Raw genomic sequence first — 17,451 nt, forward strand, 5'->3', positions numbered from 1 at the left:
TTTTATTGCTCAGAACCCCGCAGGCTCACGCCTGTGGGGTTTTGTATTTGGTGGCGCGGAATACCCCCTATAAACAAACCCCCGTGCGGCTGGCGCCGCACGGGGGTTTTGTTTGATTGCATCGATTCCGTGCGAATTCTTCAGCCCGGGGTTCCTGTGTATTCCTGGCGATCGATGCCGTGGCGCTGCAGCTTGTCGTAGAAGGTCTTGCGTGGGATGCCCAGCGCTTCGAGCGTGGCGCGGACATCACCCTGGTGGGCGGCGAGCGCTTCGCGGATGAGTTGGGCTTCGAAGCGCTCCATCTTTTCCGGCAGCGTGCCGGCAGCGGTGTCGGGGATCGGTGTGGCCGCGGTGGGGGTATCGAGTACGCCCAATACGAAGCGTTCGGCAAAATGTGCGAGTTCGCGCACGTTGCCAGGCCAGTCGTGCGTCAACAGATGGCGTTTGATGTCGGCCGGCATGTCCGGGATGTCGCGCTGGAAACGGCGCGCGGCGTGGCCCAGATAATGGGCCAGCAATAGAGGGATGTCTTCGCGGCGTTCACGCAATGGCGGGATGCGGATGGTGACGACATTCAACCGGTAGAACAGATCCTCGCGGAACTTGGCGCGGCTGGTCGGACTGCCGAGGTCTTCCTTGGTGGCGGCCACGACCCGCAGATCGAGGCTGCGGACTTCGTTGCTGCCCAGCGGCGTGATCTGGCGGGATTCCAATACTCGCAGCAGCTTGACCTGTACGGCCAGCGGCATGCTTTCGATTTCGTCCAGGAATAGCGTGCCGCCACTGGCATGCTCGATGCGTCCGATACGGCGTTTCTGCGCGCCGGTGAAGGCTCCGGCCTCGTGGCCGAACAATTCGCTTTCGATCACGCTTTCAGGCAGCGCGCCGCAATTGATCGCTACCAGGGCGCGCTGGCGCCGCCGGCTCAGGCGATGCAGGGCAGTGGCGACCACTTCCTTGCCGGTGCCGGTCTCGCCCTCAACGAGCACGTCGACGTCGGCGTCGGCGATATGGCGCAGCGTCTGTTTGATGCGTTGCATCGCCGGCGTCGTGCCGATGAAGGGCACCTCGTCGGCGTCGACCGCGAAAGCCGCTTCGCGCAGACGCCGGTTCTCGAGCACCAGGCGCCGTTTTTCGGCGGCGTGGCGGATCGAGGTGACCAGGCGATCGGGGGCATAGGGCTTGGCCAGAAAGTCGTAGGCGCCGTCGCGCATGCATTGCACCGCCATGGCGATGTCGCCATGGCCGGTGATGAGAATGACGGGAATGTGCGGATCGATGTTGCGCAGGCGCTGGAACAATTGCAGGCCATCGATATCGGGCATGCGGATGTCGGTGACGACGACTCCGTCGAAGTCGTGGGTCAACGTGGCCAGGGCGCTGCGTGCGCTGGCGTGCGCTTGGACTTCGATGCCATGCAGCTTGAGCGTCTGGGCATTGGCGCGGCGCAGATCCTCGTCATCGTCGATGAAGGCAACGCGTATTGCCAGCGCTTGGCCAGACGTGCCGCCGAGCAATGGCTCGGTCGCCCGCGTGGGGAGCGCGGTGGCGTCGGCGGTGGCGCGCGACGCGGTGGATCCGGGCCTGGCCGGCGCAGAGGAGGAGTCAGGTTCTCGGGTCATGGATCGTGGGCGGCGACTTGCGCAGCGTCAGCGTGAACATTGCGCCGCGGCCGGGGCCGTGGGGCGCGGAAAAAATGGCTTCGCCGGGGTGGGCGGCGCGTAGGTCACCGCCAAATTCGGCGACGATATCGCGTGAGATCACCAGGCCCAGGCCGAGACCTTCGGCCTTGGTGGTGTGGAACGGCGTGAACAGACGCGCGCTGGCCTGGGGCGACAAGCCGGGGCCATTGTCGTGGACGAACAAGTGAACCGATGCGCCCATGTCCTGCAGCGCAATGACGATGCGGCCGTCGGCCTGGCCTTCGAGCGCGTCCAGCCCGTTCTGCAGCAGGTTCACCAGCACCTGTTCGAGCCGGATACGGTTGGCCTGCACCCGGTAATCCTGTTCGACGGGAGGACGTTGCAACGCCACGCCCTGGCGCCTGGCGCGAGGGCCCACCAGCAGCAGGGCGCCATCGAGCGTTTCCTTCAGGCTGGTGGGGCCGACCGTGGCGCCGGCCTTGCGCGAAAACGCGCGCAACTCGCCGGTGATGTGGCCGATGCGTTCGGTCAGCGCGGCGATGGTGCCGAGGTTTTCCTCGACTGAGCCGTGATCGTGGCGGCGCAGGAATTCGGCGGCATTGTCGGCATAGGCTCGGATCGCGGTCACCGGTTGGTTGATCTCGTGGGCCACGCCGGCGGTGACCTGTCCAAGCAAGGCGAGCTTGCTGGCCTGTACCAGTTCGTCCTGCATGGTGTGCAGACGGGCTTCGGCACGCTGGCGTTCGTCCATCTGCGCCAGCAATTGCTGATTCACCTCACGCAACTGCGCGGTGCGTTCTTCGACCTGGGCGGCCAGCTGATGGCGTATCGCCAATTGCTGCGCGGTCCGTTCGCGGGCGCGGTGGCGGCGATAGAGCAGGGTGCCGACGACGGCCGCGAGCACGCTCTGCGCCAGTAGCGTGCCCAGTTGCGCATTGGCGGTGGCGCGGTTCAGGGCCGACTGCACCGGCGACAGCAGATGCAGCGTCCAGCCGGGGGACTCGACGATGGGCAGGGTGGTGTGCAGCAGGGGCGCGCCGGCGGGGATCTGCGGCAGGGCTTGCCCGGCCCGCACGACCTGGCCGCCCGTGATGGTTTTGAGGGGGGGGTGCAGCGGCAGCGGCTGGAACATGGCGTCGCCGAATTGCAGGCTGGTGCGCAGCGCCTGCGCCACCTCGGGCGCCAGCGGCGCCAGCACGCGGAAACGCCACTCAGGCAGGCTGCCCAGCAACACCACGCCATGTTCGTCAGTGACGAAGATGGGGGCGTTCGACTGGCGCCAGTCGGCCTCCAGGTCGCGGAAATCGACCTTCAGCACCACCACGCCCAGCATGGCGCCGTTGGTGTCGTCGACGCGGCGGGACAGGTACAGGCCGGCCTCGTGGCTGATGGTGCCCAGGGCGAAATGCTCGGCCGAGCCGTGTGCCGCGGCGCCGCGAAAATACGGCCTGAACTGGTAATCGACGCCGACAAAGGTGGCGGGCTCGCGCCAATTGCTGGCGGCGATGGCGTAGCCGCTGCGGTCCAGCACGTAGATGGCCGAGGCGCCCACGCCACGGCTGAGCGTGTCGAGTTTTTCGTCCAGCGATTCGATCTGGGCTGGCGTGGGCTGCTGCAGCGTGGCGCGCAAATCCACGTCGCGCGTCAGGACAAAAGGCAGCGCGCGGAATTTGTCGAGGTTGTTGCGTAACAAGGCGGCGTTGAGCTGGCCGGCGCCGCGGGCCTGGACATAGGCTTCATTCAGGGCGCCTTCCCGCGCCCATTCGCTGGCGCCATGCAGGGTGCCAAAGATGAGGGCCAGCGCCGCCAGGAGCAGCAATGCCCATGACCAAGTCACGCCGCGCCGGGGCGCGGCGGCGTCGGCAGGGGCGGGCTGCGTGTGGGCAGCCTGGCGGGACGGAGGGTGGGATGGCATGAGGATGTGCGGTTTTTCGCACATTTTATCCCTTTTGTGTGTGATATTTCGCCAATTCTTTTCGGGCTTGGTCCGCGGTTTTCTGAAAACTCTCGATGAATCAAAGGTTTGAGATCGGGCGGCGGGCGCGGGGACGGCTGGCACGGCATTTGCATGTAGTGAAGCAAGCCTGGCGGCATCGCGTTCCGGGTGAAATCGGCCTGCGGAGATACGCAAGGCTCTAAAAGAGATAACGCCCCGATACCCACTGTGCATCGTCGCAGGGAGCATGGGGCCCTGGTGGGGACAAATCCCAATGATCGAAGTGGATCAAAGCGCGCCCGCGCGCAAGCTCAAGTTCTATCAAATCCTGTATGTGCAGGTGCTGTTCGCCATCGTGATCGGCATCCTGCTGGGCTACTTCAAGCCCGATCTGGGCCAGTCGATGCAGCCGTTGGGCGATGGCTTCATCAAACTGGTGAAGATGATCATCGCGCCTGTGATCTTCCTGACGGTGGCCACCGGTATCGCGGCCATGAGCGATCTGAAGAAGGTCGGTCGCGTGGCGGGCAAGGCCATGCTGTACTTTCTGGTGTTCTCGACCCTGGCCCTGATCGTGGGCATGGTGGTGAGCCACATCGTGCAGCCAGGCGCCGGCATGCACATCAATCCGGCCACGCTGGATCAGAAGGCGGTGTCGGGCTATGTCGCCAAGGCGCATGACTCGACCATCACCGGTTTCCTGCTCAATGTCATCCCCACCACGATCTTCAGCCCGTTCGTTGGCGGCGACATCCTGCAGGTGTTGTTCGTGGCCGTGTTGTTCGGCATCGCGCTGGCGCAGGTGGGCGAGCGCGGCAAGCCGGTGTTGAATTTCCTGACGGCCCTGGCCCAGCCCATCTTCAAGCTGGTCGCCATCCTGATGAAGGCCGCGCCGATCGGCGCGTTCGGTGCGATGGCGTTCACCATTGGCAAGTACGGCATCAAGTCGATCGTCAACCTGGCAATGCTGGTGGGTACGTTTTACGCCACCTCGGTGTTGTTCGTGGTGGTGGTGCTGGGGCTGGTGGCGCGCTACAACGGCTTCTCGATCTTGAAGCTGGTGCGCTATATCCGCGAGGAATTGCTGCTGGTTTTGGGCACGAGTTCGTCGGAAGCCGCGCTGCCGACGCTGATGCAGAAGATGGAACGCGCCGGCTGCTCGAAGTCGGTGGTCGGCCTGGTGGTGCCCACCGGCTATTCATTCAATCTGGACGGCACCAACATCTACATGACGATGGCGGCCCTGTTCATCGCCCAGGCCTGCGACATTCCGCTGTCGTTGGGCGACCAGATCCTGCTGCTGCTGGTGGCGATGCTGAGCTCCAAGGGCGCCGCGGGCGTGACCGGCGCCGGTTTCATCACGCTGGCGGCGACGCTGTCGGTGGTGCCGACGGTGCCGGTGGCGGGCATGGCGCTGATCCTGGGGGTGGACCGGTTCATGTCCGAGTGCCGCGCGCTGACCAACCTGGTCGGCAACGCCACCGCCGCCGTGGTGGTGGCGCGCTGGGAAGGCGAACTGGATCATGAGCAGTTGCATGCGGCGCTCGAAGGCGCGGCACCGGCCGCGCAGCCGCAAGCACAACCGATGGCGAGCGTATCGACGTCGCAGGGCTGACTGCTTCGGCTCGACCGCGGCAACAAGTCCCCGTGCCTTTGAACTGACCCCCGAAGGTTGGATCTAGATCCAGCCTTCGGGGGTTTTTACATGGACGGCGCGAAATCAGGGAAGCGCGATGCCGGCAGCCCGCAACAGGTTGGCGGTTTCGAACAGCGGCAGGCCCATGACGCCGGTATAGCTGCCGGCGATGCGGGCGACAAAGGTTCCGGCCAGTCCCTGGATGCCATAGGCGCCGGCTTTGCCGTAGGGCTCGCCGCTGTCGCAATAGCGCATGATCTCGTCGAGCTGTAGCGGACGCATTTGCACTTCGGTGATGGAGACCGCTTCCAGCAGGCGTTCACCCGTCCATAACGCGACGGCGGTGTGCACTTGGTGGCTGCGGCCCGACAGCGCCTGCAGGATGCGGATGGCGTCGTCGCGGTCAACGGGTTTGCCCAGCACCTGGCCGTCGAGGATGACAGTGGTATCGGCGGCCAGCAGTGGCAGGGCGGGCAAGGCTTGCAAGCGTAGCCAGTCGCGGCCGCGTTCGGCCTTGTCACGCGCGGTGCGCCGGACGTAGTCGGCGGCGCTTTCGCCGGGGTGCTGCGGTTCGTCTTCGCCGGGCGGTGCCGGTACGCGCAGCACGTCGTGGGCCAGGCCGATCTGCGTCAGCAGTTCGCGCCGCCGGGGGCTGGCGGAGGCAAGGTAGAGGCGTGCGGGGGATGCGTCAGTCATGTGGGACGGTGCGCGCCAGGCGCGCAGGACGGGCGCCCGGCGGCATGCCTCAGGCGCGGTGATAGGGATGGTTGGTCATGATGGCCCAGGCGCGGTAGAGCTGTTCGGCCAACACCACGCGCACCATGGGGTGCGGCAGCGTCAGCGACGACAGGCGCAGTTGGCCGCTGCACGAGGCCTTGAGATCGGCATCGAGCCCATCGGGGCCGCCGACCAGGAAGGCGATGTCCTGGCCGCCCGCGCGCCATTGCTCGAGCTTTTGCGACAGGGCCATGGTGGTCAGGTCGCGGCCGCGTTCGTCCAGGGCCAGGCGCAGCGCGCCGGCCGGCAACGCGGCCTCGATGCGCCGGGCCTCCGCTGCCATCATCTGGGCCGCGGTCTTGCCGGTGGTACGGGGTTCGGGCTTGATCTCGCGCAGCTCCAGCGCGCAGTCGGGCGGCAGGCGCTTGGCGTAGTCGTCCCAGGCGGTCTGCACCCAGTCCGGCATGCGCGTGCCCACGGCGACGACGATCAGTTTCACGACAGGCCTTAGTCGTCGGTGCTGTCGTAGGCGCTGTCGCTGGCGACCGGCGCGGCGCGGGTGGATTCCGGCAGCAGCTTGACGCGCACCGGCTTGCCGCCCCAGATTTCTTCCAGGTTGTAGTACTGGCGGATGGCGGGCTGCATGATGTGGACCACGACGTCGCCCAGGTCGACCACGACCCATTCGCCGGTGTCTTCGCCTTCGATCGTGATGCCCGACAGACCGAGCGCGCGGCCGCGATCGGATACGCTGGAGGCCAGCGCGCGAGTCTGCCGGTTGGAGGTGGCGCTTGCAATCACGACGCGATCGAACAGACTGGTCAGATGCGTGGTGTTGAAGACCTTGATGTCTTGCGCCTTGACGTCTTCGAGGGCGTCGATGACGGCGCGTTGGAGTTTCTGAATATCCATAGCTGCAAATATAACCCGCTGACGGACGGCGAGTGCCGGTTCCGGGGCGCGGCGCGCCCGGGCGGGATGGGTTTATCGGTAAAGATGGTGCGCCGCAATATAGGCGGCGACGGCAGGGGCCAACAGGCCGTCGGTCGATTCGCCCCGCGCCAGGCGCTCGCGGATCTGCGAGGCCGACACCGGCATCGGGGCGAAAGGCAATTCTTCGAGTTCACGCCCCTGGCGCCGCAGCCAGTCGGCCAGTTCCGCGGGCGGCGCCAGCGGCGTGCCGGGGCGCGTCGCCACTGCCAGATCGACCAGGCTGGCGATGTCGCGCCAGGCCTGCCAGGTGCAGAAATTGGCCAGTTGGTCGGCGCCCAGCAGCCACACATAGCGTGCATCGGCGGGCAGGGCGCGCAGGGTATCGATGGTGTAGGTGGCGCCGCCGCGTTCGAGTTCGATCGGGTTGACCGCCAAGCCGTCGTGGCCGGCGATGGCCAGTTCCAGCATGGCGCGGCGTTGCGACGCGGTGGCGTGCAGGGCGGCTCGTTGCCAAGGGTTGGCGGCGGGGATCAACTGCACCTGCGTCAGGCCGAGCGCGCGCAGCGCGTTGTCGGCCAGCGCAACGTGCGCGACGTGGACGGGGTCGAAACTGCCGCCCAGGAGCCCGATACGCTTCACACCCAGTCCCGCGGCGTCAGGTAGGCGGCCAGCTCGGCCTCGGGCGTGCCCGCCTGCGGCTGCCAGTCGTAGCGCCATTGCGCCAGGGGCGGCATGGACAGCAGGATCGATTCGGTGCGGCCGCCCGATTGCAGGCCGAACAGTGTGCCGCGGTCAAACACCAGGTTGAATTCGACATAGCGGCCGCGGCGATAGGCTTGGAAGTCGCGTTCGCGTTCGCCGTAGGGCGTGTCGCGGCGGCGCTTGACGATAGGCAGGTAGCTGTCGAGGAAGGCATCGCCAACCGAGCGCGTCAAGGCGAACGAGGCGTCGAAGCCGGGCGCGTTCAGGTCATCGAAGAAGATGCCGCCGATGCCCCGGGTTTCGTTGCGGTGCTTGAGGAAGAAGTACTCGTCGCACCAGCGCTTGTAACGCGGGTAGTAGTCGGCGCCATGGCTGGCCAGCGCGTCGCGGCAGACGGCGTGGAAGTGGCGCGCGTCTTCTTCGTAGGGGTAGTACGGCGTGAGGTCGATGCCGCCGCCGAACCAGAACACGTCGGCTTCGTCGTGCCCTGGGCGGGCGGTGGCGACGAACATGCGTACGTTCATGTGTGTGGTCGGCACGTACGGGTTGCGCGGATGCAGCACCATCGAGACGCCCATCGCTTGCCAGGAACGTCCGGCCAGTTCGGGCCGGTGCGCGCTGGCCGAGGGCGGCAGCTTCGAACCCTGGACATGGCTGAACAGCACGCCGGCGCGTTCGAACAGCTGGCCGCCTTCGAGCAGGCGCGACACGCCGCCGCCGCCCTCGGGCCGAACCCATTCGTCGGTGCGGAAGGGGCCGCCCTCGGCGGCCTCCAGGGCGGCGACGATGCGGGCCTGCAGGCCGGTGAGGTAGCCGCGGACGTCGGCGATGGGCAAGGCGTTCATCAGCGCTTCCGGTTACGCGTTGGACTTGGGCTTTTGCTGCGAGGGCTTGAGCGCGCGCCAGCCGATATCGCTGCGGTACTGGCGGCCGTCGAAGTGGATGCCGTCGATGGCTTCGTATACGCGGTCGCGCGCCATCTTGACCGAATCGCCCAGCGCGGTGACGCACAGCACGCGGCCGCCGGTGGTCTGGGTTTCTTCGCCCGCCAGGCGGGTGGCGGCGTGGAACACCATGCAGTCGTCGGCGTCGGCCGGCAGGCCGCGGATGACGTCGCCGGTGCGCGGGGTATTGGGGTAATTGTGCGCGGCCAGCACCACGCCCAGGGCGGTGCGGCGATCCCAGGTGATGTCGGCCTGGTCCAGCGTGCCCTCGACGGCGTGTTCGAACGCGTCGAGCAGGTCACTCTTGACGCGCATCATGATCGGCTGGGTTTCGGGGTCGCCCATGCGGCAGTTGAATTCCAGCGTCTTGATGTCGCGGTCGGGATCGTCGCCGGGGGCGATCATGAGGCCCGCGTACAGGAAGCCGGTGTAGGGGATGCCGTCGCGCGTCATGCCCTGCACGGTCGGCAGGATGATTTCGCGCATGATGCGGTGATGCAGTTCGGGCGTGACGATGGGGGCGGGCGAGTAGGCGCCCATGCCACCGGTGTTCGGCCCCTGGTCGCCGTCCTGCAGCCGCTTGTGGTCCTGGCTGGTGGCCAGCGCCAGCACGTTGCGGCCATCGCACATGACGATGAAGCTGGCTTCCTCGCCCACCAGACATTCCTCGATGACGACGCGCGCGCCGGCTTCGCCCATGGCGCCGTCGCCCAGCATGGCGTCGACGGCGGCATGCGCTTCTTCGAGCGTGGCGGCAACCACCACGCCCTTGCCCGCCGCCAGGCCGTCGGCCTTGATCACGATGGGGGCGCCTTCCTGGTCGATGTAGGCGTGGGCGGCGGCCGGATCGGTGAAGGTCGCATAGCGCGCCGTGGGGATGTTGTGCCGAACCATGAAGGCCTTGGCGTAGTCCTTGGAGCTTTCCAGTTGCGCGGCGGCCTTGGTCGGGCCGAAGATTTTCAGGCCGCGGGCGCGGAAGACGTCGACGACCCCGGCGGCCAGCGGCGCCTCGGGGCCGACGACCGTCAGGGCGATGCCTTCGCGCTGGACGAAGTCGGCCAGTTCCTCGGCATTGGTGAGCGGGATGTTTTCCATCTGCTCGGCCCGTTGCGTGCCGCCGTTGCCCGGCGCCACATACACCTTGTGGACGCGGGGAGAGCGGGCCAGCCGCCAGGCGAGGGCATGTTCGCGGCCGCCCGAGCCAATTACCAGGAGTTTCATTGTTGCGTGATTCTTAAGGTTGCCAGTCGAGTGTCGCGAGACACCTGCCCGAGAAATAGGCCACGGACCCGGGCGGGCCCGGATCCGGTGACAGCGTGGCGCGGCGAAGACGGGGGCTGCGGCGCGCCGGGTAAGGGAAAAGACTGCGGAAAATTACTGCGCTTCGTCGAAAATGACGGTGGTATAGACTTCCTGCACGTCGTCCAGGCCTTCCAGGGCGTCGAGCAACTTCTGCATCTTGACGGCGTCTTCGCCGGCCAGTTCGGTTTCGTTCAGGGCCTTCATGACGATGCCGTCGACTTCGGCCTTCAGCCCGGCGTCGTCGAACGCCTTGCGCACCGCGGCGTAGTCGGCCGGGGCGCAGATGACTTCGATCACGCCTTCCTCGTCGGTGGTGACGTCTTCGGCGCCGGCCTCGAGGGCGGCTTCCATGACCTGGTCTTCCGGCGTGCCGGGGGCGAACAGGAATTGGCCGCAGTGCTTGAACATGAAGGCCACCGAGCCTTCCTGGCCCAGGTTGCCGCCGTTCTTGGCGAAGGCGTGGCGCACTTCGGCCACGGTGCGGGTGCGGTTGTCGGTCATGCAGTCGACGATGACCGCCGCGCCGCCGATGCCGTAGCCCTCGTAGCGCACTTCTTCGTACGCTTCGCCGTCCGCGCCGCCCGCGCCGCGCTGGATGGCGCGCTGGATGTTGTCCTTGGGCATGTTGGCGTCGGTGGCCTTGTCCCAGGCCATGCGCAGGCGCGGGTTGCTGTCCGGGTCGGGGCCGCCGGCGCGCGCCGCCACGGTGATTTCACGAATGATCTTGGTCCAGAGCTTTCCGCGTTTGGCGTCTTGGCGGCCTTTGCGGTGCTGAATATTGGCCCATTTGCTGTGTCCGGCCATGGCTTCCCAGGATAAATTGTCTGCAAAAGCGGCATTTTACCGTGCCGGCGGCCGCCGCGCCCGGGCGCACGCCGGCTGTGTCCATATTGCCACGCGCACAAGCGCTACCGCAGGCTCTACACTTGGGCATCAGAATCCCCCCGGTCCGGAGAGCCGTCCATGCCCAACCCCATTGTCATCGCCAAGAACGCGCAGACCGAACTGGCCCTGTTGCCCGCCCTGGCCAACCGCCATGGCTGCATCACCGGCGCCACGGGGACGGGCAAGACCGTCACCCTGCAGGTATTGGCCGAGTCCTTTTCCCGTATTGGCACGCCGGTGTTCATGGCCGACGTCAAGGGCGACCTGACCGGTATCTCGCAGGCCGGGGCGGCCAGCCCGAAACTGCAGGAGCGGCTCAAAAGCCTGGGCCTGCAGGAGCCGGCCTGGAGCGCCAGCCCGGTGGCGCTGTGGGACGTGTTCGGCGAGCAGGGCGCGCCGGTGCGTGCCACCATCACCGACATGGGGCCGCTGCTGCTGGCGCGCATCCTGGAACTGAACGACACCCAGGAAGGGGTGCTGACCCTGGTTTTCAAGGTGGCCGACGACGAAGGCCAACTGCTGCTGGATCTGAAAGATCTGCGCGCCATGCTGCAGAACGTCGCCGACCGCGCCGCCGAGCTCAAGACCCGTTACGGCAATGTATCGGCGGCCAGCGTCGGCGCGATCCAGCGCGGCCTGCTGGCGCTGGAGTCGCAGGGGGCCGAAAAATTCTTTGGCGAACCCATGCTGGACGTGGCCGACCTGATGCGCACCGACGCCCAGGGGCGCGGCATCGTCAACGTGCTGGCCGCCGACAAGCTGATGCAGGCCCCCAGGCTGTACGCGATCTTCCTGCTGTGGCTGTTGGCCGATCTGTACGAGAAGCTGCCGGAGGTGGGAGATCCGGATCAGCCCAAGCTGGTGTTCTTCTTCGACGAGGCGCACTTGCTGTTCAACGATGCGCCGCCGGCCCTGCTGACCAAGATCGAGCAGGTCGTGCGTCTGGTGCGTTCCAAGGGGGTGGGGGTGTATTTCGTCACGCAGAATCCGCTGGACATCCCGGACACGGTGCTGGGTCAGCTCGGCAACCGGGTGCAGCACGCACTGCGGGCCTTTACGCCGCGCGACCAGAAGGCGGTCAAGACCGCCGCCCAGACGATGCGGCCCAATCCGGGGCTGGACATCGAAGCGGCCATCACCGAGCTGGGCGTGGGCGAGGCGCTGGTGTCGCTGTTGGACGCCAAGGGCCGGCCGATGCCGACCGAGCGTGCCTGGATCGTGCCGCCGGCCAGCCGCATCGGCCCGGCCACCGAGGCGGAGCGCCAGGCCTTGCGCCAGGGCAGCCCCATGTCCGCCAAATACGACAAGGCCATCGATCGCGAGTCCGCCTACGAAGTGCTGGCCGGGCGCGCCGCCACGCCCGCCGGACAGGGGGGCGTGGCGGCGCCGACCTCGACCGCGGGCGACGCGCCCGCCGGCGAGCGCGGCGGCGGCTTCCTGGACGGACTGAACGACGTGTTGTTCGGCTCGACCGGACCGCGCGGCGGCAAGCGCGATGGCGTGGTGCAGACGGTGGCCAAAAGCACGGCGCGTTCGATTGCGCGCGAACTGGCCCGCGGTATCCTGGGCTCGCTGCTGGGATCCAAATCCCGCCGTTGAACGCTGTATTCCATTTTTAGGACAAATCCGGGGCTCTGCGTCCTGTAACGTGGGGTATTCTGTTGTTTGTAACTGGGGGTGTTGCACTAGCACCATTTATGCCTATGATTCTGGGCGGTATAACCCGGAAATCCAAAGGAAAGCGTGGTGTCGAAACACAAGATTGCAGTGCTCCCCGGCGACGGTATTGGCAAGGAAGTCGTGCCCGAAGGTCTGAAGGTGCTCGAGGCCGTGGCGACGCGCTTTGGCATCGACTTCCAGTGGGATCATTTTGATTGGAGCTGCGACTATTACGCCAAGCACGGCAAAATGATGCCGGACGATTGGCAGCAGCAGATCGGCCAGCACGAGGCGATTTTCTTCGGCGCCATCGGCTGGCCCGCCACGGTGCCCGACCACGAGGCCTTGTGGGGGTCGCTCTTCAAGTTCCGCCGCGAGTTCGACCAGTACATCAATCTGCGGCCCGTGCGCCTGATGCCCGGCGTGCCGTCGCCGCTGGCCGGCCGCAAACCCGGCGAAATCGATTTTTTCATCGTGCGGGAAAATACCGAGGGTGAGTATTCCAATAGCGGCGGCATTCTGTTCGGGGGCACCGAGCGTGAAGTCGTCATCCAGGAAAGCGTGTTCACCCGCGTCGGAGCCGATCGCGTGCTGAAGTTCGCTTTCGAGCTGGCCCGCAAACGCGGCAAGCATCTGACGGCGGCCACCAAGTCCAACGGGATTTCCATTTCGATGCCGTGGTGGGATCAACGGGTCGCCGCCATGGCCGGGAACTATCCGGATGTGCGCTGGGACAAATATCACATCGATATCCTGTGCGCGCATTTCGTGCAGCATCCTGACTGGTTCGACGTGGTCGTGGCTTCCAATCTTTTCGGCGATATCCTGTCCGACCTTGGCCCCGCCTGCACAGGGACGATCGGCATCGCGCCGTCTGCCAATCTGAATCCCGAGCGCAAGTTTCCTTCCCTGTTCGAGCCCGTTCATGGTTCCGCACCCGACATCTACGGCAAAGGCATTGCCAACCCGATCGGCCAGATCTGGAGCGGCGCGCTGATGCTCGACTTCCTTGGATATCCCGAGGCCAGCGCGGCCGTGGTGCGCGCCATCGAAACGGTGCTGGCCGAAGGCCCGCGCACGCGCGACATGCAGGGCAACGCGTCCACCGTCGAAGTCGGCGATGCCATCGCGTCGCTGATCGCGACCATCTAGCAATGCCGCAGCAGGGGGCCGAAAACATGGTCGACGCCATCGCCTCCTCTCCGCCCACACCGGTGGGAGGGAGTCGCGTCGACCGGTTCGCCCGCAAACTGTTCCGCATGCTGCGCTCGCGCACGCAGCGGCACAACCAGCACCTGTGGCCATTCGTGCGGATCTGGCGCAATCCCGCCGGCGTGATCTGCGGGTTTCGCGCATTCGGTCGGATGCTGCCCATCACGCCGCTGGAACAGGGCTATGACCCCCAGGATCAAGAGGTGCACCTGATCCTGAGCGGGCCGTCGATCGCCGAGATCCCGTACGACCGCCTCGACATCCGCGCGGTGATGGGCGTGAACGGCTCGATTGCGCTCACCCGCAAGTTCAAGTTGCCATTCAAGTATTACTGCATCATCGACCAGAACTTCGTGCGCGATCGCATCGACCTGGTGCGAGAGATCGTCGCCTGCGATCTGACGCTGTACGTATTGCCCGAAGTGTTGCGCTACATCATGCAGGGGATTGCGCAGGAACACATCCGCTGCCGGGTCTGTATCATCGAACTGATTTCCGAGCGTGCCTACCAGCGCAGCGCCGCGCCGGCCGTGCTCACGCGCATGGCCGCGGCATCGCCCGACCTGCAGTTGCTCGATGCGAAGCTGGGCCTGGGCTACAGCTTCGATGCCTCGCTCGGCGTATTCGACGCGGATACGGTGGCCTATGTCGCGTTGCAGGTGCTGATCTCCGGTGGCGCGCGCAAGGTCTACGTGCACGGGCTCGACCTGACGCTGCAGCACGGCATGCGGTTCTACGATGAAGGCGAGACGCCGCAGACCAGCCGGCTGACGCGTAATTTCGCTCGCCTGATCGAACCGTCGTTCCGCTTCGCCGCGCCCCAGTGGCGCAGCCGCGGCGTGTCGGTCATCAACCTGTCGCCGGTGAGCGCCTTGCCACCCGAGGTGATCGAGCGGCAGCACTGGCAGACGCTGCTAAAGGAATAAAAAAAGGCCCGGCGATTCGCCGGGCCTTGCGCTGTGGGCGGCACGTGCTCAGTGGGCGCCGGCCGCCGCTTCCGCGGCGCCGCCACCGCCGCCGCCCGCCCTGGCCGAGCGTGGCCGGGCGAACCAGACCAGCCCGGTCAGCAGCAGGAAGATGACCGCCGAGGCATAGAACACATCCACCGCCGACATGGTGAAAGCCTGGGCATTGATCAGCCTGTCGACGGTGCTGAGCGCCTGCTGGTGGGACATGCCAACGCCGTTTTGCAGCGCGTTCAGGGTCTGGTCGAACGCCTGCTGGCCGGGTTTGGCGACTTCGGTCAGCTGGGCATGGTGCAGCGTGGCGCGGTTTTCCCACAGCGTGGTCGCGATCGAGGTGCCGAACGCGCCGGCGGTCAGGCGCAGGAAGTTCGACAGGCCGGAGGCGGCCGGGATGCGCCAAGGTTCGATGCTGGATAGGGTGATCGAGGTCAGCGGCACGAAGAATGCCGCCATCGCCGCGCCCTGGATGATGGTGGGGATCATCAGCGTGCGCACGTCGGTCTGCGTGTTGAAGCCGGACCGCATGAAGCACACCAGCGCGAAGATCAGGAACGCCACGGTCACGATCTGGCGCGGATCGCGCGTGGCCAGCATCTTGCCAACGATGGGTGTGAGCAGGATGGCCAGCAGGCCCACTGGCGCGGTCACCATGCCGGCGTAGGTGGCCGTATAGCCCATGTAGCTCTGCAACCAGAGTGGCAGCAGCACCACGTTGCCGAAGAACACACCATAGGCCACGGCCAGGGTCAATGCGCCGACAGTGAAGTTGCGTACTTTGAACAGGCGCAGGTCGACCACCGGGTGGGCGTCGGTCAGCTCCCAGATCAGGAAGAACACGAAGGCCACGAAGGCGATGGCGGCCAGGGCGATGATGGTGGGACTGGCGAACCAGTCCAGTTCTTTGCCCTTGTCGAGCATGATCTGCAGCGCGCCGACCCACACCACCAGCAACACGAGGCCGAGCTTGTCGATCGGCAGTTTGCGGGTCAGCGATTCCCGGTTGCCGTAGATGCGCCAGCTGATCCAGGCGGCCAGCAGGCCGACCGGGACGTTGATGTAGAAAATCCACGGCCAGGTGTAGTTGTCGGAGATCCAGCCGCCCAGCAGCGGCCCGGCGACCGGTGCCACCAGTGTGGTCATCGACCAGACCGCCAGCGCCATGCCTGCCTTGGACTTGGGGAAGCTGGCCAGCATCAGGGTCTGCGACAGCGGGATCATCGGGCCGGCCACGGCGCCTTGCAGCACGCGGAACGCGATCAGGGCTTCCAGCGAGGGCGAGAAGCCGCACAGCCACGAGGCCAGCACGAACAACAGGGTGGAGATCAGGAACAGTCGGACCTGGCCGAAGCGCTGCGTCAGCCAGCCGGTCAGCGGCACGGTGATGGCGTTGGCTACGGCGAACGAGGTGATGACCCAGGTGCCCTGGCTGGAACTGACGCCCAGGTCGCCGGAGATCGTAGGAATGGACACGTTCGCGATCGAGGTGTCCAGCACGTTCATGAACACCGCCGTGGACAGGGCGATCGACCCGATGATGCGGGTGGCGCCTTCCAGCGGCGGGTAGGTGCCGGGCGGCAGGACGGTGGGTTCGGCGGGGACGCCGCCGGCCGCGGGCTGCGCGGTGGTGCTCATGGGAGCGCTCCCTTACTTGGCGCCGCGCGCCAAGCCCTCTTTGGGGGCGGGCGACGCGGCCGCCTGCGGGGTGAATTCGTCGGAGGCGAGGTTGGCCTGGATGATCTTTTCGATCATGGCGTCGACCTCGTCATGGGCCGGCTCGAAGGCTCGCGTCGACCAGGCGGGCTCCTTGCGGGCAGCGGCCGCCAGGGTTTCGCCTTCCTGCTTGCCGACGTCGACTTCGACGTCCATCGACAGGCCCACGCGCAGCGGGTGCGTCTTCAGGTCTGCGGGATCGAGCTTGATGCGCACGGGCACGCGTTGCACCACCTTGATCCAGTTGCCGGTGGCGTTCTGGGCCGGCAGCAGGGCGAAGGCGCTGCCGGTGCCGGCATCCAGCCCCTCGACGGTGCCGTGGTAGGTGACCGAGCTGCCGTACAGGTCGGCGACCATTTTGACCGGCTGGCCGACGCGCATCTTGCGCAACTGGCCTTCCTTGAAGTTGGCTTCGACCCAGACCTGATCCAACGGCACCACGGTCATGAGCGCGGCACCGGGCGCCACGCGCTGGCCCACCTGCACGCTGCGGCGGGCGATGACGCCGCCGACAGGCGCCGGCAGCACCGTACGCGATTGCGCCAGCCAGGCGTTGCGCAGGCCGGCCACGGCCTGGCGCACATCGGGGTGGTCGGCAACCGTGGTGCCCTGGGTCAAGGCCTGGTTGGTCGCCAGCTTGGCGCGCGAGGCGGCCAGCGCGGCGCGGGCCTGGGCCAGGCCGGACTGCGCGGTCTTGAGCGCCGCTTCGGCGTGCAGGATTTCCTCGCCGCTGACGCCGCCGGACTTGGCCAGTTGCTGGCGCCGGCTGACGTCGCTCTGGGCGCGGGTCAGCTCTGCCTGGGCGCGCAGGATGTCGGCGTTGCGCAGGTCGACATCGGCCGCCAACGCGTCGTTCTGGACGTAGTAGGTGCGAACCTGGCGCACGGTTTGCGCCAGCTTGGCCTCGGCCTGTTGCAGGGCGACTTGCGTGTCGGCCGGATCCAGGCGCACTAGCGGCTGGCCGGCGGCGACGGTTTCGGTGTCGTCGGCCTCGATGGCCACCACGGTGCCGGGTACTTGCGGCGTGATCTGCACCAGGTTGCCGTGCACGTAGGCGTCGTCGGTGCTTTCGAAGTGGGCGCCGAACAGGAACCACCAGATGCCGTAGGCGATCGCGACGAGGATGAAAACGCCGGTGGCGATCAGCAGCAGGCGTTTGCGGGCGGGATGGGTCGTGGGGTTGGCTGCGTTCATGACGTCTGAATCC

At 66.5% G+C, this 17,451-nt stretch carries 15 protein-coding genes; 4 read left to right on the top strand and 11 right to left on the bottom strand.

Annotation, left to right across the window (positions count from 1 at the left end; genetic code table 11):
- Positions 1–140: 140 nt before the first annotated feature.
- Together ACN6O8_RS08825 and ACN6O8_RS08830 are read right to left on the bottom strand one after the other, a co-directional pair.
- Positions 141–1,622 (bottom strand): sigma-54-dependent transcriptional regulator, encoded by a 1,482-nt coding sequence (locus ACN6O8_RS08825; protein WP_427990693.1) that lies wholly within the window; start codon positions 1,620–1,622, stop codon positions 141–143.
- Positions 1,606–3,558 (bottom strand): sensor histidine kinase, encoded by a 1,953-nt coding sequence (locus ACN6O8_RS08830; RefSeq protein WP_427990694.1) that lies wholly within the window; start codon positions 3,556–3,558, stop codon positions 1,606–1,608. Before ACN6O8_RS08830 ends, ACN6O8_RS08825 begins: the two co-directional genes overlap by 17 nt.
- A gap of 295 nt (positions 3,559–3,853) precedes the next feature.
- Here ACN6O8_RS08830 and ACN6O8_RS08835 point away from each other — a divergent pair, with 295 nt between their 5' ends.
- Positions 3,854–5,194, top strand: a complete 1,341-nt coding sequence (locus ACN6O8_RS08835) for a dicarboxylate/amino acid:cation symporter (RefSeq protein WP_427990695.1) — start codon at positions 3,854–3,856, stop codon at positions 5,192–5,194.
- A gap of 105 nt (positions 5,195–5,299) precedes the next feature.
- Here the strand turns inward: ACN6O8_RS08835 and ACN6O8_RS08840 are convergent, their stop codons facing one another.
- From ACN6O8_RS08840 to ACN6O8_RS08870, 7 genes are all read right to left on the bottom strand, one after another.
- Positions 5,300–5,911 carry a Maf family protein gene (locus ACN6O8_RS08840; RefSeq protein WP_427990696.1) on the bottom strand — a complete coding sequence of 204 codons (612 nt, stop codon included), beginning with the start codon at positions 5,909–5,911 and terminating at the stop codon, positions 5,300–5,302.
- A gap of 49 nt (positions 5,912–5,960) precedes the next feature.
- On the bottom strand, positions 5,961–6,431 hold the full coding sequence (rlmH, locus tag ACN6O8_RS08845) for a 23S rRNA (pseudouridine(1915)-N(3))-methyltransferase RlmH (protein ID WP_427990697.1): 471 nt from the start codon (positions 6,429–6,431) through the stop codon (positions 5,961–5,963).
- An 8-nt stretch (positions 6,432–6,439) separates the two neighbouring features.
- Positions 6,440–6,844, bottom strand: coding sequence for a ribosome silencing factor (gene rsfS, locus ACN6O8_RS08850; RefSeq protein WP_427990698.1), 405 nt, complete (start codon positions 6,842–6,844; stop codon positions 6,440–6,442).
- Between the two features lie 72 nt (positions 6,845–6,916).
- Positions 6,917–7,504, bottom strand: a complete 588-nt coding sequence (gene nadD, locus ACN6O8_RS08855) for a nicotinate (nicotinamide) nucleotide adenylyltransferase (RefSeq protein ID WP_427990699.1) — start codon at positions 7,502–7,504, stop codon at positions 6,917–6,919.
- Positions 7,501–8,412 (bottom strand): oxygen-dependent coproporphyrinogen oxidase, encoded by a 912-nt coding sequence (gene hemF / locus ACN6O8_RS08860; protein WP_427990700.1) that lies wholly within the window; start codon positions 8,410–8,412, stop codon positions 7,501–7,503. Before hemF ends, nadD begins: the two co-directional genes overlap by 4 nt.
- Positions 8,413–8,424: 12 nt before the next feature.
- Positions 8,425–9,732 carry a phosphoribosylamine--glycine ligase gene (purD, locus tag ACN6O8_RS08865; RefSeq protein WP_427990701.1) on the bottom strand — a complete coding sequence of 436 codons (1,308 nt, stop codon included), beginning with the start codon at positions 9,730–9,732 and terminating at the stop codon, positions 8,425–8,427.
- A gap of 153 nt (positions 9,733–9,885) precedes the next feature.
- A complete protein-coding gene (locus tag ACN6O8_RS08870; RefSeq protein ID WP_427990702.1) occupies positions 9,886–10,617 on the bottom strand; it encodes a YebC/PmpR family DNA-binding transcriptional regulator in 732 nt (243 codons plus the stop codon).
- A 159-nt stretch (positions 10,618–10,776) separates the two neighbouring features.
- Here ACN6O8_RS08870 and ACN6O8_RS08875 point away from each other — a divergent pair, with 159 nt between their 5' ends.
- The 3 genes from ACN6O8_RS08875 to ACN6O8_RS08885 all read left to right on the top strand — a co-directional run bounded on the left by ACN6O8_RS08875 (position 10,777) and on the right by ACN6O8_RS08885 (position 14,495).
- Complete coding sequence (locus ACN6O8_RS08875) at positions 10,777–12,297, top strand: helicase HerA-like C-terminal domain-containing protein (protein ID WP_427990703.1); 1,521 nt, start codon at positions 10,777–10,779, stop codon at positions 12,295–12,297.
- Positions 12,298–12,441: 144 nt separating this feature from the next.
- Entirely contained in the window at positions 12,442–13,509 is a 1,068-nt protein-coding gene (locus ACN6O8_RS08880; RefSeq protein WP_427990704.1) for a tartrate dehydrogenase, read from the top strand.
- 2 nt (positions 13,510–13,511) lie between these two features.
- On the top strand, positions 13,512–14,495 hold the full coding sequence (locus ACN6O8_RS08885; RefSeq protein ID WP_427990705.1) for a hypothetical protein: 984 nt from the start codon (positions 13,512–13,514) through the stop codon (positions 14,493–14,495).
- A gap of 48 nt (positions 14,496–14,543) precedes the next feature.
- Here the strand turns inward: ACN6O8_RS08885 and ACN6O8_RS08890 are convergent, their stop codons facing one another.
- Together ACN6O8_RS08890 and ACN6O8_RS08895 are read right to left on the bottom strand one after the other, a co-directional pair.
- Positions 14,544–16,166, bottom strand: a complete 1,623-nt coding sequence (locus tag ACN6O8_RS08890) for a DHA2 family efflux MFS transporter permease subunit (protein WP_427990706.1) — start codon at positions 16,164–16,166, stop codon at positions 14,544–14,546.
- A gap of 12 nt (positions 16,167–16,178) precedes the next feature.
- The gene (locus ACN6O8_RS08895) at positions 16,179–17,438 is read right to left on the bottom strand and encodes an HlyD family efflux transporter periplasmic adaptor subunit (RefSeq protein WP_427990707.1); all 1,260 of its coding nucleotides are present in this window, start codon (positions 17,436–17,438) and stop codon (positions 16,179–16,181) included.
- Between the last annotated feature and the right edge of the window lie 13 nt (positions 17,439–17,451).

The sequence above is a fragment of the Achromobacter sp. genome (assembly GCF_050285565.1).
In the GTDB taxonomy this organism is placed as follows: domain Bacteria; phylum Pseudomonadota; class Gammaproteobacteria; order Burkholderiales; family Burkholderiaceae_B; genus Achromobacter.